Raw genomic sequence first — 21,116 nt, forward strand, 5'->3', positions numbered from 1 at the left:
GCTGGGCCGTCACGCGACGGCCCTTGACCGCCCGGCATTGCGACCCGAAAAGATACAGCCCCCCAGGAACGAGCCTTCGAGCGCGTTATAGCCGTGATAGCCGCCACCGCCGAAACCGGCGACTTCACCTGCGGCGAACAGGCCGGGAACAACCTCGCCATCCGCTCCGATCATCTGACTGTCCAGATTGGTCTGTAGCCCGCCCAGCGTCTTGCGGGTCAGCACGTGCAACATAACCGCAATCAGCGGGCCGTTGGCCGGATCAAGGAACTTATGCGGCTTCGCCGTTCGGATCAGCTTGTCGCCGCGATAGTTGCGCGCCGCCAGAATGGCGGCCATCTGCGCGTCCTTGGTAAAGGGGTTGTCGACCTGGCTATCCCGCGCCTCGATCTGCGCACGCAGATGCGCCTCGTCAATCAGACCGCCGCCCAGTTGGTTCATGCCGCTGACCAGTTCGGTCAGGGTATTTGCGACGATGAAGTCTTCTCCGTGTTCCTTGAACGCCTCGACCGGGGCGGTCGCCTTTGATCCGGTCAGGACGCGCTGGAACAGCACTTCGCGCCAACCGCCGTCGGTCATATCCGGGTTCTGTTCCGAGCCGGACAGGGCAAATTCCTTCTTGATGACCTTCTGAGTCAGCACAAACCAGCTGTATTCATACCCGGTTTTCAGGATTTCCTTCAACGTGCCCAGCGTGTCGAACCCCGGTAGGCAGGGCGGTTTCATCCGGTTGCCGCGCGCGTCGAACCACATAGAACTTGGGCCGGGCAGGATGCGGATACCGTGCGACGGCCAGATCGGGTTCCAGTTGCGCACGCCTTCTGTGTAGTGCCACATCCGGTCGCCGTTGATCACATGGCCCCCCGCCTTTTCGCTGATCGGGATCATCCGACCGTCAACGTGGAAGGGCACACCGGCCACCATGTCCTTTGGCGGCTCGCCCAGCCGGTCGCGTGGCCAGTTCTTGCGGACCATTTCAAAGTTGCCGCCGATCCCGCCCGAGGTGACGATGACCGAGGGGGCATAGACCTCGAACTCGCCGACCTCATCACGGTTTGTCTTGGCGCCGTGAGCGGCGGTGTCATCGGCCAGAACTTCGCCCGAAACGCCCTTGGCGGTGCCGTTATGCATGATGATGTGGCTGACCTGATGGCGGAATTTCAATTCGATCAGACCGGCATCGACATGTTCGCGCACCCGGCGGACAAAGTGTTTCAGAACGCCCGGACCGGTGCCCCAGGTGATATGGAACCGCGGCACCGAGTTTCCGTGACCATCGGCATAAGACCCGCCACGTTCGGCCCAGCCGACGATGGGAAACCAGCGCAGGCCCATCTCGTACAGCCAGGGGCGCATCTCGCCGGCGGCAAATTCCACATAGGCCTCGGCCCATTTGCGCGGCCAGGCGTCTTCGGCGCGGTCGAACTGCGCGCTGCCCATCCAGTCGCGCAGGGCCAGGTCGCGGCAGTCCTTGATGCCCATTCGCCGTTGTTCCGGCGTATCGACCATGAACAATCCGCCAAGGCTCCAGAATGCCTGCCCGCCCAGAAAGTGCTCGGGTTCCTGATCCAGAACGATCACCTTCTTGCCGCGATCACCCAGTTCCGCGGCGGCGGCCAGCCCGGCCAGCCCGGCGCCCACGACAATGGCGTCAGCAGTGTTGTTGGTCATGACATGTCCTTTCAGCGGCTGCGCATCCACGCGATAAACGGCAGGGCCACGGCATACATCGTGATCCCGTAGACGGCGGACGGCAAGGCAAGCGGGCTGAAACCGCTGTCCGTTCCCGTGATCAGCGCCGCCAGAGTAATCCCCAGCGTCGAGTTCTGGATACCGGTTTCGATTGAGATTGTCTTACTCTCATTCCACGACAGTTTCGCGGCACGCGCCAGCCCAAGCCCGATCAGCAGCAGAGCAATATTCAATGAGATCAGCCCGGCCCCCATGACGCCAAGATTATCGACGAACAACTGCCAGTTCCCGGCCAAAGCGGCTATGACGATCAGGACGAAGAGGACAACCGCAATCCTCGACAAGGGCGCGTCGATCCGTTCGGCCAGAGCGGGCGCAAAATGGCGCAGGCTGACTCCGATGGCGACAGGCAGGGTCGTGATCAGGAACATGGCAACGGCCAGCCCGGTGATCGAAACCTCGGGCGCGTCTTCACCCATGAAATGATTGATCGACCAGGCGGCCAGAATGGGAACCGTCAGAATGGACAACAGGCTGATCACCGCGGTCAGGCTGACCGACAGGGCGACATCGGCTTTGGCCAGTTTCGACAGAATATTGCTGGTGACGCCGCCGGGGCAAAAGCTGAGCAGCATAAAGCCCACGGCGATTTCAGGCGGCAATGCAAACAGCTTTACGGTGATGAACGCCGCGACAGGCAGCAGCACAACCTGGCTCAGCGCGCCGATGGCGAACGGGTACCGCCGGTTCAGGACACGGCGGAAATCGGCCACCTGTAGTCCGACACCCAGAGACAGCATGATAATGGCCAGCGACAGGGGCAGGCCGACATTTATTAGCAGATCCAAGAACAACTCCTCCCAAAGCCGTTCGGGCCAGCCTATGCGAGGGGCGAAGGCGCAGGCAACCGCGCCGTTGGGTCACCCGTAGCGACGGGCGAAACGGCGCAGGATTTCGCCGGGCTGGGTGACATCGGCGGCATGGCAAACTTCGATCAGGCGCTGCGCGTCCTCGGGCGGAAAATACCCGTGATCCTTGTATATGTTGATGCGCTGTTCAAAGTCCCGCGCGTCGGCTTCGGGGTGAAACTGGGTGGCATAGACGTTCTGACCCCAGCGGATCATCTGAAAGGGGCAGGGGTCCGATGCCAGCAGGTTCACGCAGCCCTCCGGCAGGGCCTGAACGGCCTCTTTGTGACCCACAAAGGCATCAAAGGTCTTGTCCAATCCGGCGGTCAGCGCGTCACGCGCGCCTTCGTCAGTCAGATGGCAGGTCGAGGGGCCGACAGGCTCGCCGAAGCGGTCCTTGCTGACCTCACCACCCAGATGCGCAGCCAGAATGCCCAGCCCATAGCAGCAGCCCATGAACGGATGATCCTGCGCGGTGATCTGGGGCATCAGACCCATTATGGCCTCTTCAATACGCGCATCCGTCGCCGATTTCTTCGCCGGGTCGTCGCTGACACAACCGGGGCCACCGCCGACGATCACTCCGGCATAGTCTGTCACGTCCAGCCCTGCGGGCAGGTCTTCGCAATCCAGACGAATGCGGTGGGTTTGATCAGGGGTCAGGCCGGCCTTATCCAGAATCGACGCATATTCGGCGTCCGAGGCGTCGGGTTCCGGGCGGAGCTGCAGGATCAGAAATCGCTTCATACACTGCCCTTACCCGTCAAAGCGGCCAGAAGACAAGGATGGCGGGAACGGAAACCGCAACGATGAGGATTTCCAGCGGCAGCCCCATTCGCCAATAGTCGCCAAACCGATACCCTCCGGGGCCCAGAACCAAAGTGTTGTTCTTGTGTCCGATGGGCGTGAGGAATGCGGCCGAAGCCGCCACTGCAACCGTCATCAGGAACGGATCGGGCGACACCTCCAGTGTGCGGGCCATCTGGATGCCTACGGGCGCAGCGACGATTGCGGTGGCAGTGTTGTTCAGCACGTCGGACAGAGTCATCGTGACCACCATCAACACCGTCAGAATCGCCCATGCAGGCAGGCCGTCGGTCAGCTGCACCAGCGCATTGGCGATCAGTTCGGTACCACCGGAGGTTTCCAGAGCGCTGCCCAAGGGGATCATTGATCCCAGCAGCACGACCACCGGCCATTCGATGTGATTGTAGATATCGGCAATCGGCATGATCTTGGTCAGCACATAGCCCACCACCACCAACCCCAGCGCGATCGGCAGGTAGATCAGCCCGACGCTTGCTGCAAGCACGGCGGCGGCGAACAGGCCGATGGCCAGCCATGCCTTTTCGTTGGCGGTGACATTCAGCCCGCGCGCCGCCAGCGGCAGGCAGCCCAGCCATTCGGTCACATCCGCACTGCGGTCGCGGGGACACAGCAACAACAGGATATCACCCGCCTCAACCTGCGTCTTGCGCACCTGCTCGGTGATGCGGCGACCCTGCCGCGAGATGCCCATCAATACGGTGCTCTGCCGCCAGGCCAGCCCCAGGCCCTGCGCTGTGCGCCCGGTGATGCGCGAGCTTTCGGGCGCGACGACTTCGATCACCTCAAGCCCGTCGCCTTCGGCGGTCAGCAGTTCCTGGCGCCGGGTGTCCGAGAAATCGAGGTTCAGCGCCGCGCGAAACTCATCCAGCGCCTCGGGACGGGCTTCCAGAACCAGTGCGTCGCCGTCGTGCAACGTGGCGTGGGCCGAGCGCCCGTAGCGCCGCTTGCCATCGCGGATCAGTCCGATAATCGCAACGTCGGATTTCTCGGCCGCCTCGTAAAGCTCGCTGACGCGTTTGCCGATATGGGCCGACTCCGGCGGGATGGTCAGTTCGGCGATATACTCGGCCAATACCTCAGACGTTTCCTCCTGCGGGCCCCGGTTCGGGATAAGCCGCCATCCGATCAGCGACACAAAGGCCAGCCCCGCAATCGCCGCCAGCCCGCCGACCGGGGCGAAATCGAACATGCGAAAGGGTTCGCCCAGTGTCTCGGCCCGGATTGAGGCGATGATGATGTTGGGCGGCGTCCCGATCAGCGTCGCCATACCGCCGAGAATGGTGGCAAAGCTCAGCGGCATCAGGGTCAGGCCCACCGACCGCCCGGCCTTGCGCGCCGTCTGGATATCGACCGGCATCAGCAGCGCCAGCGCGGCCACGTTGTTCATGAAAGCCGACAAAACCGCTCCGATCCCGCCCATCAGCGCGATATGCGCGCCAAGCCCCCGTGAGGCATCGACCAGCGTTCGGGTGATCAGGAAAACGGCACCCGATCGGACCAGCCCGGCCGAGACCACAAGCACCAGTGCCACGATTATGGTTGCGGGGTGCCCGAACCCGGCAAAGGCGTCGTCCACCGGTACAACGCCCAGCACGACCCCGATCAGCAAGGCGGAAAAAGCCACTAGATCATATCGAAACCGGCCCCACAGCAGCATCCCGAATACGGTGGCGAAAAGGGCAAAAAGAATAATCTGATCTGTCGTCATGCCGCCACCATACCCGCAAGGGGGGCTGTCGCAAGCCGCTCTCTTGATCCCATGCCCCGCAAACGTCTATATGAGCGCCGAATACGCAATCACTATCACGAGGACGCAACATGGCAGGCCATTCCAAATGGGCCAACATCCAGCACCGCAAGGGGCGTCAGGACGCCGCGCGGTCCAAGCTGTTTTCCAAACTGTCGAAAGAAATCACTGTCGCCGCCAAGATGGGCGACCCCGATCCCGACAAAAACCCACGCCTGCGTCTGGCGGTGAAAGAAGCCAAATCGAACTCGGTTCCCAAAGACGTGATCGACCGCGCGATCAAGAAGTCGGTTGCGGGCGAGGGCGACGAATACGAAGAAATCCGGTACGAAGGCTATGGTCCGAACGGCGTAGCTGTCATCGTCGAGACAATGACTGACAACCGCAACCGGACCGCATCGACCGTACGCTCGACCTTCTCCAAGAACGGCGGCAATCTGGGCGAGACAGGGTCGGTCGGGTTCATGTTCGAACGCAAGGGCGAAGTGGTTTATCCGGCCTCGGTCGGTGACGCCGACACGGTGTTCGAAGCGGCCATCGAAGCCGGTGCCGAAGACGTCGAAAGCTCGGACGAAGGTCACATCATCTGGTGCGCTGACACCGACCTGAACGATGTGTCGAACGCGCTTGAAACCGCGCTGGGCGAGACGGAATCGACCAAGCTGGTCTGGAAGCCCACCACGACGACCGAACTGGGCCTGGAAGACATGCAGCGCCTGATGAAACTGGTCGATGCGCTGGAAGATGACGATGACGTTCAGCGCGTGACGACGAATTTCGAAGCGTCGGACGAGGTCATGGCACAGCTCTGATCCGGTTCCTGTTTCGCAGATCGGAAAGCCCGGCCTCTGGCCGGGTTTTTTCTTTTGTACCGACCGGGGTTCTTGGCCGGTTGACCGGAACCCGGTAGATTTGGGCAAATGCCTGAAAACACTTTGCCGGGGTAAGAAGTCGATTGCGAGAATGACAGACAGCCCACCAAACCCACCGAACAGGAACATTCCGGTCCTGACGGGGCAGAGCATCCTGTCTCAGGTCGCCTGGACCCTTGGCAGCCCGTCCATCGTGCTGCCGTTTCTGGCGGTGTCGCTGGAATTGCCGATGTTCATCGCTGGCGCGCTGGTGTCGGTGCGGATGGTGGGAAGCATGATCTCCGACATCTTTCTGGCGCAGCCGATCGCGGCCCGACAGCGCAAAAAGCGCGCGATTGCCATAACCGAAATCGCAATCGGCGGGTGTCTGGTTCTGGCGCTGGTTGTGGCGGCAACCGGGGTTGTGCCGCTGATCGGCATCGCGTTTGTCGCGACGTTTTTCCTGATCGGTCTGATCGAGGAGGTGCAGTCACTGATGCTGACCGACCTGCTGGGCGACCATGTGCAGTCAAAATCGCGCATGATCATGCATTACCTGCAACTCGGTGTCGGGGGCCTGGGTGCCATCGGGCTGGCTTTACTTGTCCACGAAGTAACCAAAGAAAAACCGCCCTTTTCCCGCCACTCTGCGGTCATTGCGGTGTCCGTGGCATTCTTCATCCTGTCCGGCCTGTCCATTCTGGCGATGTCGGAGGCGGTGCGTCGGAACAGGGCCGATATGCGCACGGTTGCAAAACGAAAATTCATCCAGAACTTCACTGATATCTGGGCTATGTTCGATGAGCCGTGGTTCCGCAGATATATGGTCATGCGCATGCCGCTGGTCGTGGTTTCCCTGTCCGTTCCTTTCTTTGCTTTGCTGGCGGCGGAATCTCATCACACGTCGGCGAAAGGGCTGACAGCCATGATCGTTTCGTCGGCCTCGGGATATCTGGTCTCTGCCCCGTTGTGGCAGATGGTCAATCTGAAGTCACACAGGGCGGTCATGGTCATGGGGAACATGATGATAGCGCTGAGCGGTATTGTTCTTTTGTCGGTCCACTATCTGGGCATTGATCATGACGTGCACGTTCACGCCATAGCCCTGTTCATCGTGACGGTGGCAGCCACGGGTGTCAGCAGCGCCCGAAGGCTGTATTTTCTGGACGTCGCCCCCAAGGATCAGCGCGTCAAGGCCGTTGCCGCGGTCAAGAGCATTTGCCGGATCGCGGCAGTTGCCCTATCGGCGGCGCTGGCCGGTGTCGCGCATATGCACGAGGTCGCCTGGGCAATCGTGTTCATTGTGATCGTGAGCCTGTTCGCTGCTGTAACCTGCTATCGAATGGTTCTGCCGGGTGCGAAGGAAAAAGTTGCCTCGTGACCGGCGCGTTATGCCCCGGCGGGCAGAAGCGCATCAGCGGATACCTGTCTGACCGCATCGGTCAGGGGCGCCAGCGCCGACGCCAGAACTCTGCCCGCCTGCCAGGTCAACGGAACATCAAGGGGCGCGTCGGGCAGAACGAGGCGAAGCCGTCCGTCCGCCAATGCCTCCTGCGCCAGCGCGACCGGATTCATTCCCCAACCCAACCCGGAAATCGCTGCATCCACAAACCCATGCGACGAGGGAAGGAAATGCGAGGGCGGCGTAATCCTGCGGTCGGTCTGACTGGCGATCCAGGCCTTTTGCAAACCGTCCTTGCGGTTGAAGGTCAGGCACGGGGCGCGGGCGAGCGAGTGTTCATCGACGCCGTTGGGAAACCATCGACGCATAAATTCCGGGCTGGCCGTCGGCACGTATCTCAGGTCACCCAACGCATGGGCGTCGCAGCCTGAAACCACTTGCCCGCCAACCGTTATCGCCGCGCTGACCTCGCCGCGCCGCAACCATTCCGCAGAGTGATCCTGATCATCCAAAACCAGATCGAACAACAGGCCGTCCACCCGAGCTATCGCATGGATGAACCACGTCGCCAGAACATCGGCCGGAACCGCGATCCGCACACGCGCCGGGCCGGGGGTCTGGTCCAGGGTCAGGTCGCGGGCCAGCTTCGATTCAAGCACACCGATATCTTCGGCGTGCTGCGCGATACGCAGGCCTGCGGGCGTGCCGGTGCAGGGGGTGCCCCTGTTGATCAGGGCCGCGCCCACACGATCCTCCAGCGCCTTGATCCTTTGAGAGATGGCGGAGGGCGTCACGGCAAGCTCAGCGGCTGCGGCATCAAAACTGCCATGGCGCAAAATCGCAGATAAGGCGGACAGGTGGTTCGGGTCCAACAGCATTAGCGAAACTTATCACAGATCAATATCTTTAATTTGATAGATGCTCCCACCAGCGTTAGTCAACGGCGCAGAACGCAGGAGGCTTCATGTCCACATCCCTGATTGCCGGTTTCGCCCTGGGGTTCAGTCTGATCCTGGCCATTGGCGCGCAAAACGCTTTTGTTCTGCGTCAGGGATTGCGGCGCGAGCATGTCTTCCCACTGTGCCTCACCTGTGCGGTCTCGGATGCCATTCTGATCGCCGCCGGCGTTGCCGGGTTCGGAACATTGGCACAGGTTCTGCCGTGGTTCGAGTCGGTCATGCGCTACGGCGGAGCGGTTTTCCTGATCTGGTACGGGATGCGCAGCCTGCAATCGGCGCTGCGCGGCGGCGCAGCAATGGACGTGAGTGAGGGGAAACGTGCCAGCCTGCGGTCGGTTCTGGTGACTGTTCTGGCCTTTACCTGGCTGAACCCGCATGTCTATCTGGATACGGTTGTCCTGATCGGTTCCATCTCAGCGCAGTACGAGGATCGTCTGGCTTTCGCCACGGGTGCGGTCTTGTCCAGTTTCGTGTTCTTTTTCTCGCTGGGATACGGCGCAAGCGTATTGTCGCCAATCTTTGCGCGGCCGCGCGCGTGGCAGGTTCTGGACGTATTGATAGGTGTTGTTATGCTTGCGATCGCTCTCAAACTTGTGGTGATGTGACGGGTTGCCCCTGCGCGGCATTCCGTGTTCAACCGTTAACATGTCAACTCTTACCGCCCAATACCGCCCGCTGGCCGGCATGTTCTGGATGTTTTCCGCCGGGTTGTCCTTTGTGGTCATGACCGCTCTGGTCAAGTCACTGGGGGCGACGATGGATCCGATTCAGGCGGCGTTTCTGCGGTTTGCCTTTGGGCTGGTCTTTCTGCTGCCTGCTTTGCGGCTGGTTCTGAGAACGCATCTGACGCGCAGGCACCTGATGCTGTTTGGAGCGCGCGGCATCGTCCATGCCGGCGCGGTGATGCTCTGGTTCTTTTCGATGACGCAGATCCCACTGGCCGAGGTCACGGCGATGAACTACATGACCCCGGTTTACGTCACGCTTGGTGCGGCGCTGTTCCTGGGCGAAAAACTGGCCTTTCGCCGAATTGCCGCCATCTGCGTCGCGGTGATCGGCGTTCTTATCATCCTGCGCCCGGGATTTCGGGAAATCTCGCCGGGGCACATCACCATGCTGGGTACGGCTCTGGCGCTTGGTGCGTCATATCTGCTGGCCAAGGTGCTGGTGCGCGATCTTCCACCTGCGGTGGTTGTCGCCCATATGTCCATCTGGGTAACCGTGTTTCTGATTCCGTTTGCAATCGCAGTCTGGACGCCGCCCGACCTGCACGAGCTTGGGATTCTGTTCCTGGTCGCCAGTTTCGCCACGATGGGTCATTACTTCATGACCCTCGCACTGAAGGCCGCCCCGGTGGCCGTCACACAGCCGGTGACATTCCTTCAACTGATCTGGGCGACATTGTTGGGTGCCCTGGTCTTTCACGAACTGGTCGACGTCTGGGTTGTTGCGGGCGGAACGCTGATCCTGTCTGCGGTCAGCTTCATCGCCTGGCGCGAGGCGGTCCTGAATCGCGGCAACTTGACGACCCCCAGCATTGCCCCCAAACTCTGACCGTTACGGTCCCGGCAAACGTTATTGATTGACGAGTCAATAAAAACCCCGTAGCGTTTTCTCAGTATTCGCAGTGAGGGGTAACGATGCCGAAACTCGGAATGGAGCCAATCCGTCGTGATGCGATCGTCAAGGCGACGATTGCCGAGCTTGGGTCGAAAAAATCTCTCGACGTGACCGTCAGCCAGATCGCCAAGCGGGCGGGGATGTCCAGCGCATTGGCGCATCACTATTTCGGCGGAAAGGATCAGATTTTTCTGGCCGCCATGCGCCGCATTCTGTCCGATTTCGGCACCGAAGCGCGAGAGGAGCTGAAAGCCGCCGCGCCGCATGAGCGCGCGCAGGCCATCATCCGGTCGTGTTTTGCCCCATCCTGTTTTACGCCCGACGTGATTGCCGCATGGATGACGTTCTACGTGCTGGCGCAAACCAATGATGATGCGTTGCGGTTGTGGCAGATTTATCAGTCCCGTATCCGCTCTAACCTGATCTACGCGCTGCGCCCCTTGCTGAGCGACCCGGTCGAGGCGGCCGAGAATATGATCGCGCTGATCGACGGGTTGTATATCCGCGCCGCGCTGAGCGCACCGGAAGAACCGCAATTGGCCGTCAACCACGCGATGCGTGTCCTCAATACGTTAATCGAGGCTGAAAAATGACAAAACCGAATATTCTGATCCTGATGGTGGATCAGTTGAACGGGACCCTCTTTCCAGACGGCCCCGCAGACTGGCTTCATGCCCCGAACCTGAAGAAGCTGGCCGCGCGGTCGATCCGGTTTGCCAATGCCTATACCGCCTCGCCGCTGTGCGCGCCGGGGCGGGCCAGCTTCATGTCCGGGCAGTTGCCGTCGCGCACTGGCGTCTATGACAATGCCGCCGAGTTCCGCAGCGATATCCCGACCTATGCGCACCACCTGCGTCGCGCGGGCTATTACACCTGCCTGTCCGGCAAGATGCATTTCGTCGGTCCTGATCAGTTGCACGGGTTCGAGGATCGTCTGACAACCGATATCTACCCGGCTGATTTCGGCTGGACGCCGGATTACCGCAAGCCGGGTGAACGGATCGACTGGTGGTATCACAACATGGGCTCGGTCACGGGCGCAGGGGTGGCCGAAATCTCAAACCAGATGGAATATGATGACGAGGTTGCCTATAACACCAAGGCCAAGCTTTATGATCTGGCCCGTGGCAAGGACGACCGCCCGTGGTGCGTGACCGTCAGTTTTACCCACCCGCATGATCCCTATGTTGCGCGCCGCAAGTATTGGGACCTTTACGAAGATTGCGAACACCTGCTGCCCGAAGTTGCTGATCTCGGTTATGACAATCAGGACCCGCATTCCCAGCGCATCTTCGACGCCAATGATTGGCGCAGCTTCGACATCACCCAAGAAGATATCCAAAAGTCCCGCCGGGCCTATTTCGCCAATATCTCGTATCTGGACGACAAGATCGGCGAAATCCTCGACGTCCTGGAATCCACGCGGCAAGAGGCGATCATCCTCTTTGTTTCCGACCACGGCGACATGCTGGGCGAGCGCGGATTGTGGTTCAAGATGAACTTCTACGAAGGCTCGGCCCGCGTACCGCTGATGATTTCCGCACCCGGATTGCCAGCCGGACGGATCGACGCGCCGGTATCGACCATCGACGTGACACCGACGCTTGGTGCCTTGGCGGGCGTTGACATGGCTGAGATTGCCCCCTGGACCGATGGCGAAGACCTTGTGCCGCTGGCGAACGGAATCGAGCGTACCGCTCCGGTAGCCATGGAATACGCGGCTGAGGCGTCTTATGCGCCTCTGGTGTCGCTGCGTTATGGCAAGTGGAAATACAATCGCTGTGCGCTGGATCCGGATCAGTTGTACGATCTGGAGGCCGACCCGCACGAACTGACCAACCTTGCCGACAGTCCCGATCATGCCGGCACTCTGCAAACACTGCGGGCCAAGTCCGAGGCGCGCTGGGACCTCGACAGCTTTGATGCCGATGTTCGCGCCAGTCAGGCCCGCCGTTGGGTTGTGTACGAAGCGCTGCGCCAGGGGGGGTATTACCCGTGGGACTATCAGCCGCTGCAAAAGGCGTCCGAGCGCTACATGCGCAATCACATGGATCTGAATGTCGTTGAGGAAAACGCCCGCTTCCCGCGCGGCGAGTAACCTCTTCATATTTTTCGAAAATACTCCCGCCGGAAGCGCCCGAACCAGGCTCGGCGGGTCATGGAGACCTGAAAATGGAAGCAGATTTCGTCATCGTTGGCGCAGGATCCGCAGGATGCGCGATGGCTTATCGACTGAGTGAGGCGGGGGCCTCGGTTCTGGTGATCGAACATGGGGGCACCGATGCCGGCCCGTTCATCCAGATGCCGGCCGCGCTGAGCTATCCGATGAACATGCCGATGTATGACTGGGGATACCGGTCCGAGCCTGAACCCCATCTGAACAATCGCCAGCTGGCCTGCCCGCGGGGCAAGGTCATCGGCGGTTCATCCTCGATCAACGGCATGGTCTACGTGCGCGGTCACGCGCGCGATTTCGACAGCTGGGCCGAGATGGGGGCTGATGGATGGTCATATGCAGACGTGCTGCCCTACTACAAGCGTATGGAAACCTGGCACGACGGTGGTCATGGCGGTGATCCGACCTGGCGCGGGACCGACGGGCCGCTGCATGTTTCGCGCGGTCCGCGCGAGAACCCTCTGTTTCAGGCCTTTGTCGATGCGGGTCAGCAGGCAGGGTACGAAGTGACCGGCGACTATAACGGTGAAAAGCAGGAAGGCTTTGGCCCGATGGAGCAGACCGTCTGGAAGGGGCGGCGCTGGTCAGCGGCCAACGCATACCTGAAGCCCGCGATCAAACGCGACAACTGCGATATCGTGCGCGGACTGGCGTGCCGGGTTGTCATGGAAAGCGGTCGCGCAACCGGGGTCGAACTGGTGCGCGGCGGCAAGAAAGAGATCATTCGCGCCCGGCGCGAGGTGGTTTTGGCGGCGTCGTCGATCAACTCGCCCAAGCTGCTGATGCTGTCCGGCATCGGCCCGGCGGCGCATCTGGCCGAACATGGGATTGAGGTTGTCGCCGACCGCCCCGGCGTCGGCGCAAACCTGCAAGACCATCTGGAATTGTACATCCAGCAGGCCTCGCTGCAGCCAATCACGCTCTACAAACATTGGAATCTGGTCAGCAAAGGGCTGATCGGCGCACAATGGCTGTTCACCAAAACCGGTCTGGGGGCGTCGAACCAGTTCGAAAGCGCGGCCTTCATCCGTTCGAAGCCCGGAGTGGAGTATCCGGATATCCAGTACCATTTTCTGCCGATTGCCGTTCGCTACGACGGGCAGGCAGCGGCCGAGGGGCACGGGTTCCAGGCACATGTCGGGCCGATGCGCTCGCCCTCACGCGGGGCGGTTACGCTGCGATCAGACAAGCCCGAGGACGCGCCGGTGATCCGGTTCAATTACATGAGCCACGAGCAGGACTGGGAGGATTTCCGCAGCTGCATCCGCCTGACCCGCGAGATTTTCGGACAGGACGCCTTCAAACCTTATTCCGGCAAGGAAATTCAGCCGGGCGCCGACGTGCAGACCGACGAGGAACTGAATGCGTTCATCGCGGAACATGCCGAAAGTGCCTATCACCCCTGCGGCACCTGCCGGATGGGGCGGGCGGACGACAAGCGCGCGGTTGTTGATCCCGAAGGTCGCGTGATTGGCGTAGATGGCCTGCGCGTGGCCGACAGCTCGATCTTCCCGCAGATCACCAATGGCAACCTGAATGCGCCCTCGATCATGGTGGGCGAAAAGGTGTCGGATCATCTGTTGGGCAAGGAAGCTCTGCCGAAGGCCAACGATCGCCCGTGGATTCATCCGGCATGGGCAACCGCACAGCGGTGATTTGATCCGCGTCAAAGCAAGGTGTGGGAAAGACGTATAGACCTGAATCGCAACGACATATTTCAGGAGCGAACAGGAATGTCCCACACCCCGCATGAACTGGCCGAGGAATTTCCGGAGAAAGTTGAAATGATGAGCCAGCTCAAGCAAACGGATGCGCATTTCGCCCGGCTGGCAGATGAATATCACGAGATCAACCGCATCGTGCATCGCGCCGAGACCAACATCGAACCGATGGAAGATTTGGCCGAGGGCGAAATGCGCAAGAAACGCGCGGCGCTCAAGGATGAGATCTGGGCGATTTTGTCGAAAGATTGAAGCAACAGGGCGGGGGCTCTGCCCCCGTCGCGGCAGGCCGCGACTCCCCCGAGGTATTTTCAGGCCAGGTGAAGATCAGGTGACTTCGTAAGGCAGGGTGCCGCGGGTATGCGCGTCGATGGACAGGCGCCTTTCCAGAGGCGGGACCGAGCGCTGATGGCAGTTTTGCCGTTCGCAGATGCGGCACGAGATGCCGATGGGTTCGTAGGCGCTGGCGTTGTTGATATCGAGATTGTCGGCGTAAACCAGCGCCTCGGCATGGCGCACTTCACACCCCAGGGCAATGGCATAGCGGCGCACAGGCGCGCCGAAAGACCCGCCCGATTTCGATACGTCCCGCGCGAGGGAGATATATCGGACACCGTCCGGAGTTTCCGCCAGTTGCCGCAGGAAATGGCCGGGGGTTTCGAAAGCGCGGTGGACGTTCCACAGGGGGCAGGCCCCGCCGAAGCGGGCGAATTGCAGGCGTGTGGCCGAATGGCGCTTGGTAATCGTCCCGGCCTGATCGACACGGACAAAGAAGAACGGAATGCCCTTGGCGCCGGGGCGTTGCAGCGTGGACAGCCGGTGTGCCACCTGTTCAATTGACGCGCCGAAGCGGTTGCTGAGCAGTTCAAGATCGTGGCGATACTCCTGCGCTGACGACAGGAACGCGCCATAGGGCATCAAGGAGGCACCGGCGAAATAGTTGGCGAGGCCGATCTTGGCGATCGCACGCGCCTCGTCGCTTTGGAACTTGGCAAAGTCCAGCGTGGCCTCAAGCAACTGGTCCTGGCTGATAAGCGCGACCTGTAACAGCAACTGAAAGACTTGCGTTTGCGGTGCCGTGCGGGAGGACAGCAGGAGTGTCTTGCTGTCGCCGTCGTATTTCCGCGTTTCTTCGATTTCCACGAACTGTACGCGAATACCACGCTCGGCAAGGCTTTCGATTGCTGCGGCGCGGACGCCGCCTGTGGTTTCGGCGCGGCCTGCAAATCGTTCCGCTGCGCGGTCGACCGCGTCGATGTAATTGTCGCAATAGTGAAAGAAATCGCGCACTTCTTCCCATGGGCTGGCCTGAATCCGGGCGTCTTCACGCCCCAATGCCTCGTCCAGAGAGGCCAGCCGCTCATGCGTCTGGCGATAGGTTCTGTGCAGCGCGATAAAGGCGCGTGCCAATGCGGGGGCGTTGGATGCCGTCAGCCTCAGATCGGCCAGCGGCGGTATGGCGTCGTCAAAGACCGGGTCGGCCAGCGCCTCGCGCATGTCAGACACCAGACGTTCGCTGTCACCAGTGCTGAGCTCGGTCACGTCCATGCCGAATTCCTGCGCAAGGGACAGCACGACCGTGGTGGAAATCGGCCGGTTGTTGTTTTCCATCTGGTTGAGGTAGGGCAGCGATACGCCAAGTTTTGCAGCGAATTCCTTTTGCGTCAGGGTCAGGCGCGTACGCATTTCGCGCAGCTTCGCACCGGCATAGAGTTTTTGGGTCGCCATAACGGGCCTTTGCAACTTTTCCGTTGCTGAAAGCTAACTTTGCAAATCTGCGGGCGCAAGCGGCCTTAAAGTCCCAGTTGCCTTTCGCGCCGGATCACGACGGCGATCGCGCAGATCGCCAGGGCGGATGTTGCCAGCATAAGCCACAGCAAGGGCATCGCGCCTGTCTCGTGGGTCAGCAAGGCCCCTGCAAAGGCGCTCAGACCCGCGCCGCCACCCAGCATGATTGCGCCGCTCAGGCCGGATGCGGTGGCCGCAAGGTGCGGGCGAACGGACAGGGCGCCGGAAGTGGCATTGGGAATGGTCATGCCGTTGCCCACCCCGACGAAGGTCATGAAGCCGAAAAAGCTGAGCGCTGAGCCGGCGCCTGCCAGAAACAGGGTTGCCGAAATCGCAACGCCGATTGCGTTCAGCCAGCTTCCCCACAGGACCATGCGGTTCACGCCATACCGGACCGAATACCGCCCGCTGAGGAAGTTTCCGAAGAAATAGCCCAATGCCGGGGCACCGAAATAAATGCCCAGTTCCGAGGCCGACAGGCCGAACAGTTCCGTGCCGATGAAGGGCGCGCCGCCAAGGTAGGCGAAGAAGGCACCGGATGAAAACGCCGAAGACAGCGAATATCCCCAGAACCGTGGCGATCGCAGCAACTCCGGGTATTCGCGAAACTGCTGTATCAGCGTCTTGCCGCTTTTGGTTGAGGTTTCGCCAAAATCGGCAAAGGTCAGGGCCAGCGTCAGGGCCCCAAGTCCGAAGGGCAGCCAGAAGTTTGCCTTCCAGCCAAAGCTCTCTTCGAGCAGGCCGCCGATGCCGGGACCGATCATGGGAACAACGGCCATGCCCATCGTGACATAGCCGATCATCGACGCAGCCTGATCCTGATCATAAAGGTCCCGCACCGCCGCACGGCTGAGAACCATTCCGACAACCACGATTGCCTGACACATCCGGAAGGCAAGAAACACTTCGGCATTGGGGGCGTAGATGCAGCCCAGCGTTGCAACCAGAAACAGCGCGAGCCCCCACAGCAGAACCGGTCTGCGACCGGCCTTGTCCGCGATGGGGCCAATCAGGATCTGAAGCACCGCATTGACCAGCAGGTAGAGCGCAATCGACAATTGCATGACCTTGTAGTCCGTGTCGAAATACAGGGCCATGTTCGGCAGGCTGGGCAAAAACAGGTTCAGGCTCAGGGCGGACATCCCTGAAAGCAAAACGAGCGTGGCGATAGTGGGGGGCGAACGGCGCGCCCGGGATGTGCTGAACTGCATGGTTCACATGTATAGTGACGGTTTTTGGGAATACCATGCATGCCCGTCCGGTATCCGTAAACTTCGCAAATTTACAATTTTCCCGCTATCCGTTTCCAGAACTTTGCAAATTTGCCGAATGACACTTTGGTCTGAACGACTCTGCGTATATGGTCGCGCCAGATTTTACAGGGGATTATCGTCATGAAAGACATCCTTTCCGAGCTTGAAGACCGCCGGAACGACGCGCGGCTTGGTGGCGGACAACGACGCATCGACGCGCAGCATGCACGGGGCAAGCTGACGGCACGCGAGCGGATCGAATTGCTGGTGGACGAAGGCAGTTTCGAAGAGTTCGACATGTTCGTCAGCCATCGCTGCACTGATTTCGGAATGGAAAATCAAAAGCCTGCGGGTGACGGGGTGGTTACTGGCTGGGGCACGATCAATGGCCGCATGGTCTATGTGTTCAGCCAGGATTTTACCGTGTTCGGCGGGTCGCTGTCGGAAACCCACGCGCAGAAGATTTGCAAGATCATGGATATGGCGATTCAGAACGGCGCGCCGGTGATTGGAATCAACGACTCGGGCGGGGCGCGAATCCAGGAAGGCGTGGCGTCGCTGGCCGGTTATGCCGAGGTGTTCCAGCGTAACATCATGGCCTCGGGCGTGGTGCCGCAGATCAGCGTGATCATGGGCCCCTGCGCGGGCGGAGCAGTCTACAGCCCCGCGATGACCGATTTCATCTTCATGGTCAAAGACACGTCCTACATGTTCGTGACCGGGCCTGATGTTGTCAAAACCGTCACCAACGAGGTTGTCACCGCCGAGGAACTGGGCGGGGCGTCGACGCATACCAAAAAGTCATCGGTCGCTGATGGGGCATTCGAAAACGATGTCGAGGCATTGGCCGAGGTGCGTCGTCTGGTCGATTTCCTGCCGCTGAACAACCGCGAAAAGCCGCCGGTGCGCCCGTTCTTCGACAGCCCAGACCGGGTTGAGACCTCACTGGACACGCTGATCCCGGACAACCCGAACACGCCCTACGATATGAAGGAACTCATTACCAAAGTGGCGGATGAGGGTGACTTCTATGAGATTCAGGAAGACTACGCCAAGAACATCATCACCGGATTTATCCGCCTTGAAGGTCAGACGGTCGGTGTGGTCGCAAACCAGCCGATGGTTCTGGCGGGATGTCTGGACATTGACAGCAGCCGTAAGGCCGCGCGGTTTGTGCGTTTCTGCGACTGTTTCGAAATTCCGATCCTGACTCTGGTAGACGTGCCGGGCTTTTTGCCCGGAACCTCGCAGGAATATGGCGGTGTCATCAAGCACGGCGCCAAACTGTTATTCGCCTATGGCGAGGCGACTGTGCCAAAGGTGACCGTGATTACCCGCAAGGCTTATGGCGGTGCATATGATGTTATGGCCTCCAAGCACCTGCGCGGCGACTTTAACTATGCCTGGCCCACCGCCGAGATCGCGGTGATGGGAGCCAAGGGCGCGACCGAGATCATCCACCGCGCTGATCTGGGGGATTCCGAAAAGATCGCACAGCACACTCAGGACTACGAAGACCGCTTCGCCAATCCGTTTGTTGCGGCTGAACGCGGCTTCATCGACGAGGTGATCATGCCGCAATCGACCCGGCGCCGCGTGTCGCGGGCTTTTGCCAGCCTGCGCAACAAGAAGCTGAAGAACCCGTGGAAGAAACACGACAATATTCCGCTGTAAAGGATGCACGCCAAGCGTCTTGTCCGGCCGGCCGCCATGGGAACCCATCCCTGATGGCCGGTCCCGGCACAATTCCCTGCAAGCGAGTTTGACTCTGAGGCCAAAACTGCTAAATGAAATGCCTTATCAGACATAGAAAAGCGCGGGCCGAAAGCCATGCGCGCGCGATCCCGGAGAGAGGAGCCTGCCCTTGGCAGGTCCGGGATCGCGCCTTTGTCCTGATCCTTCTGGCCCTGGGTTCCCCCGCCTTTGCAGAAACCGAAGTTCTGCTGCCGGTTCCGTCCGGCCAGCCCGTGCATCTGAGCGACGTTCTTCTGGACAATAACCCCGGTGAACTGTGGCTGCGGTTTCGCTTTATCGCACCCAAGATCGGCTCGACCACAGGGCGGATCGGGTACGATGTCGCCGCGGCGGATATGGAGCATCTGTGCCAGACGCTCGCGGTTGCCTATGTGGCCGAATACGAACTTGCCCCCGCGCGGGTCGTCATTTCGCTGTCGGACCGGCCCATCGAGTTCGGACGCGCGTCCCCCGACGCCACGCAGTTTTTCGAAGCCTACCGTCTGGAGCAGTCGCAATGTATCTGGGAGGGGCTCTGACCATGAGATACCATTTTCATGACCTCAGGGCGTTTCTGAAATTCAGTGCGGCTTTGGAGGTACGCAATATGATCCGATCCGGTTTCGGACTTGGCCTTGTTTTCTCAGTGAATGATCAAATCGACGAGGTGGCGGCATGCTGAAGCACCGCGGATTTCCCGGTCGTCTGGCGGGAACCGATTTTCAGTTCACCATTCGGCGGGCCAATCCCAAAGGGGTCACGCCGCTGACCCGTCGCGAACGGTTTCGCGACCGCAAGCCAGCGGACCGCCGCGCGGATGTCGCGTTTCTGCAGGCGTTGTGGGAGCATTTTGGCGACCAACCTTTTGAACGCGGCAATCTGGATGCCGGACGCCTGAGTTGGTTGTTCGAGCGTGAGGTTATCCCGGCCGAAGACCCGTTTGATCCGGCCAGCTACGACGCGCTTCTGGTGATTGATCCGGATGTGGCGCGGGTGTCATTTCCCGACATTTTCGACGGGGTGCGCTGATCGTGCAATTCTTGACTGCATGTATCCCGTTTGGGCCTGTCCGGGCCAAAACCCTGCCCGATGCCGGGCAGGGTCGGTTTGTGCGGTCAGAAATTCAGCTGAGCGGCCACCTGCACGCGGTTGCCGTCAAAGGTGCGGCCTGTGGGCGCGTCATTCCGCTCGCCATAGATATACTCGGCGCTGAGGGTCAAACTGTCCGTCGCCTTGTAGAAGGCGTTGACATGGATCGTCTCAAGCTCGGTAAAGGCCAGCGTGCCGGTCGAGGTCGGGAGGTCGTAATCCTCTTTGCCGTAGGCGATGCCGACGTTCCATTTTGGGCCGATGTCCTGACGGAATTCGATGGTATAGCCATCCACATCGTTGGCCTGACCGCCGACAACGGGATCACCCAGGCCGATCAGGTAGGGCCCAAGCGCCTCGCCGGTGACATAGTTGATCTGGAACAGGCCGCCTTCCCACGGACGGACCGAGCCGGACAGGGTAAGACCGGTCTGGTCAACTTCGACGCCGCCGCTTTCCGCGGTGCCATAGAGCGCGGCGGCGCGCGCGATGTAAGTGCCGTCATTGAATTCCGCCGAAGCGGTCAGCACCGGATCTTGCGAGTTCGACCCGCTGACATTCTCTTCGACAGAAACTGCGAAGGTCGTGTTGGTTCCGAATTTGTTGGAATACCGAACCTGGGGTACGCGGGCAAAGGCGATCCCGACCGGGCCGTTGAATTCCACCGAGGTCGGATATGTGTCGAGCGGCTGGAAATTGGTCCAGTATTGTCCGATCAGCCAGGCGTCGCCCACCCGGATATTGGCGTGGCGCAGACGGAATTCGGCCGTGCCATTCGACGCGAACAGGTCAACCTCCAACTGGCCGTCGATATCGCCAATGGCGCTGGGCGTGCTGGTGCGCAACCCGATCCGCGACTGACGAACGGTCGCGCCGAACGTGCCGCTGGTTGCGGCCGACGGCTCGCCGATAACGTTGACGAACGCGGTATCACCCTGATCGAATTCGAAGTCATAGAAGAAGTCGGCCTTGACGTAACCGTAGACGTCCAGCGTTGTGTTGCCAACGCGCAGGTCGCCGGTCCCCGAGCCGGGGTTCGCAGCCTCCAGCGCCTCGACGCGGGCCCGCAGCGCGTCAAGTTCGGCCTGGGTCTGGGCATCTTGGGCATAAGCAAGCGAGCTGGTCACACTAAACGCGGTGGCAGCAAGCAGAAATGCCGTTTTTCCTTTTATAATCATGTGGATGTTTCCTTGTGTGCGAGTGTGCACGCGCACCGTTCCACGCAGCGGAAAATCTGGGAAATCACGAGATCGGGACCAAGAAGCGGATTTTTCACAAGAAAAATTGCGCTGCGCGGTGCTTTTTATCACACGCCGGTGACCCGCGCGCTCAAAGCCCGGCGAATGTG

At 60.5% G+C, this 21,116-nt stretch carries 19 protein-coding genes; 11 read left to right on the forward strand and 8 right to left on the reverse strand.

Features of this window, described 5'->3' with window-relative positions; all coding sequences use genetic code 11:
* Positions 1 to 9: 9 nt before the first annotated feature.
* The 4 genes from ACXAC3_RS08670 to ACXAC3_RS08685 all read right to left on the reverse strand — a co-directional run bounded on the left by ACXAC3_RS08670 (position 10) and on the right by ACXAC3_RS08685 (position 5,136).
* Entirely contained in the window at positions 10 to 1,671 is a 1,662-nt protein-coding gene (locus ACXAC3_RS08670; protein WP_475158801.1) for an FAD-binding dehydrogenase, read from the reverse strand.
* A gap of 11 nt (positions 1,672 to 1,682) precedes the next feature.
* The gene (locus ACXAC3_RS08675) at positions 1,683 to 2,540 is read right to left on the reverse strand and encodes a bile acid:sodium symporter family protein (RefSeq protein ID WP_475158804.1); all 858 of its coding nucleotides are present in this window, start codon (positions 2,538 to 2,540) and stop codon (positions 1,683 to 1,685) included.
* 72 nt (positions 2,541 to 2,612) lie between these two features.
* Positions 2,613 to 3,347, reverse strand: coding sequence for a glutamine amidotransferase (locus ACXAC3_RS08680; RefSeq protein WP_475158807.1), 735 nt, complete (start codon positions 3,345 to 3,347; stop codon positions 2,613 to 2,615).
* A gap of 16 nt (positions 3,348 to 3,363) precedes the next feature.
* On the reverse strand, positions 3,364 to 5,136 hold the full coding sequence (locus ACXAC3_RS08685) for an SLC13 family permease (protein WP_475158809.1): 1,773 nt from the start codon (positions 5,134 to 5,136) through the stop codon (positions 3,364 to 3,366).
* Positions 5,137 to 5,246: 110 nt separating this feature from the next.
* Between ACXAC3_RS08685 and ACXAC3_RS08690 the strand changes: the two genes are divergently transcribed.
* Complete coding sequence (locus tag ACXAC3_RS08690; protein ID WP_475158812.1) at positions 5,247 to 5,987, forward strand: YebC/PmpR family DNA-binding transcriptional regulator; 741 nt, start codon at positions 5,247 to 5,249, stop codon at positions 5,985 to 5,987.
* Between the two features lie 151 nt (positions 5,988 to 6,138).
* Positions 6,139 to 7,407, forward strand: coding sequence for an MFS transporter (locus tag ACXAC3_RS08695; protein WP_475158813.1), 1,269 nt, complete (start codon positions 6,139 to 6,141; stop codon positions 7,405 to 7,407).
* An 8-nt stretch (positions 7,408 to 7,415) separates the two neighbouring features.
* Here ACXAC3_RS08695 and ACXAC3_RS08700 read toward each other — a convergent pair whose 3' ends face one another.
* On the reverse strand, positions 7,416 to 8,306 hold the full coding sequence (locus ACXAC3_RS08700; protein ID WP_475158815.1) for a LysR family transcriptional regulator ArgP: 891 nt from the start codon (positions 8,304 to 8,306) through the stop codon (positions 7,416 to 7,418).
* A gap of 86 nt (positions 8,307 to 8,392) precedes the next feature.
* Here ACXAC3_RS08700 and ACXAC3_RS08705 point away from each other — a divergent pair, with 86 nt between their 5' ends.
* The 6 genes from ACXAC3_RS08705 (at position 8,393) to ACXAC3_RS08730 (ending at position 14,156) form a co-directional block, all read left to right on the forward strand.
* Positions 8,393 to 8,992, forward strand: a complete 600-nt coding sequence (locus tag ACXAC3_RS08705; RefSeq protein WP_475158817.1) for a LysE/ArgO family amino acid transporter — start codon at positions 8,393 to 8,395, stop codon at positions 8,990 to 8,992.
* Between the two features lie 40 nt (positions 8,993 to 9,032).
* Positions 9,033 to 9,941, forward strand: coding sequence for a DMT family transporter (locus ACXAC3_RS08710; RefSeq protein ID WP_475158818.1), 909 nt, complete (start codon positions 9,033 to 9,035; stop codon positions 9,939 to 9,941).
* A gap of 86 nt (positions 9,942 to 10,027) precedes the next feature.
* On the forward strand, positions 10,028 to 10,600 hold the full coding sequence (gene betI / locus ACXAC3_RS08715) for a choline-binding transcriptional repressor BetI (protein ID WP_475158820.1): 573 nt from the start codon (positions 10,028 to 10,030) through the stop codon (positions 10,598 to 10,600).
* On the forward strand, positions 10,597 to 12,105 hold the full coding sequence (betC, locus tag ACXAC3_RS08720) for a choline-sulfatase (protein WP_475158822.1): 1,509 nt from the start codon (positions 10,597 to 10,599) through the stop codon (positions 12,103 to 12,105). The genes betI and betC overlap by 4 nt, the downstream gene beginning before the upstream one ends.
* 74 nt (positions 12,106 to 12,179) lie before the next feature.
* Complete coding sequence (betA, locus tag ACXAC3_RS08725; RefSeq protein ID WP_475158823.1) at positions 12,180 to 13,838, forward strand: choline dehydrogenase; 1,659 nt, start codon at positions 12,180 to 12,182, stop codon at positions 13,836 to 13,838.
* Between the two features lie 78 nt (positions 13,839 to 13,916).
* Entirely contained in the window at positions 13,917 to 14,156 is a 240-nt protein-coding gene (locus ACXAC3_RS08730; RefSeq protein ID WP_475158825.1) for an HP1242/YdcH family protein, read from the forward strand.
* 75 nt (positions 14,157 to 14,231) lie between these two features.
* Here the strand turns inward: ACXAC3_RS08730 and ACXAC3_RS08735 are convergent, their stop codons facing one another.
* Both ACXAC3_RS08735 and ACXAC3_RS08740 read right to left on the reverse strand, forming a co-directional pair.
* Entirely contained in the window at positions 14,232 to 15,632 is a 1,401-nt protein-coding gene (locus tag ACXAC3_RS08735; RefSeq protein ID WP_475158826.1) for a helix-turn-helix domain-containing protein, read from the reverse strand.
* A 65-nt stretch (positions 15,633 to 15,697) separates the two neighbouring features.
* Positions 15,698 to 16,903 carry a multidrug effflux MFS transporter gene (locus ACXAC3_RS08740; RefSeq protein ID WP_475158828.1) on the reverse strand — a complete coding sequence of 402 codons (1,206 nt, stop codon included), beginning with the start codon at positions 16,901 to 16,903 and terminating at the stop codon, positions 15,698 to 15,700.
* Positions 16,904 to 17,086: 183 nt separating this feature from the next.
* On the opposite strand from ACXAC3_RS08740, the gene ACXAC3_RS08745 reads away from it, so the two are divergent.
* From ACXAC3_RS08745 to ACXAC3_RS08755, 3 genes are all read left to right on the forward strand, one after another.
* Positions 17,087 to 18,619 (forward strand): acyl-CoA carboxylase subunit beta, encoded by a 1,533-nt coding sequence (locus tag ACXAC3_RS08745; RefSeq protein WP_475158832.1) that lies wholly within the window; start codon positions 17,087 to 17,089, stop codon positions 18,617 to 18,619.
* 113 nt (positions 18,620 to 18,732) lie between these two features.
* Positions 18,733 to 19,218: a DUF6497 family protein gene (locus tag ACXAC3_RS08750; RefSeq protein WP_475158835.1), complete on the forward strand. Its 486-nt coding sequence runs from the start codon at positions 18,733 to 18,735 to the stop codon at positions 19,216 to 19,218.
* A gap of 136 nt (positions 19,219 to 19,354) precedes the next feature.
* On the forward strand, positions 19,355 to 19,708 hold the full coding sequence (locus ACXAC3_RS08755) for a hypothetical protein (RefSeq protein WP_475158837.1): 354 nt from the start codon (positions 19,355 to 19,357) through the stop codon (positions 19,706 to 19,708).
* 86 nt (positions 19,709 to 19,794) lie between these two features.
* Here ACXAC3_RS08755 and ACXAC3_RS08760 read toward each other — a convergent pair whose 3' ends face one another.
* Positions 19,795 to 20,946, reverse strand: coding sequence for a DcaP family trimeric outer membrane transporter (locus tag ACXAC3_RS08760; RefSeq protein WP_475158838.1), 1,152 nt, complete (start codon positions 20,944 to 20,946; stop codon positions 19,795 to 19,797).
* Positions 20,947 to 21,116: the final 170 nt, after the last annotated feature.

It is taken from the genome of Ruegeria sp. ABV4_181 (assembly GCF_056158465.1).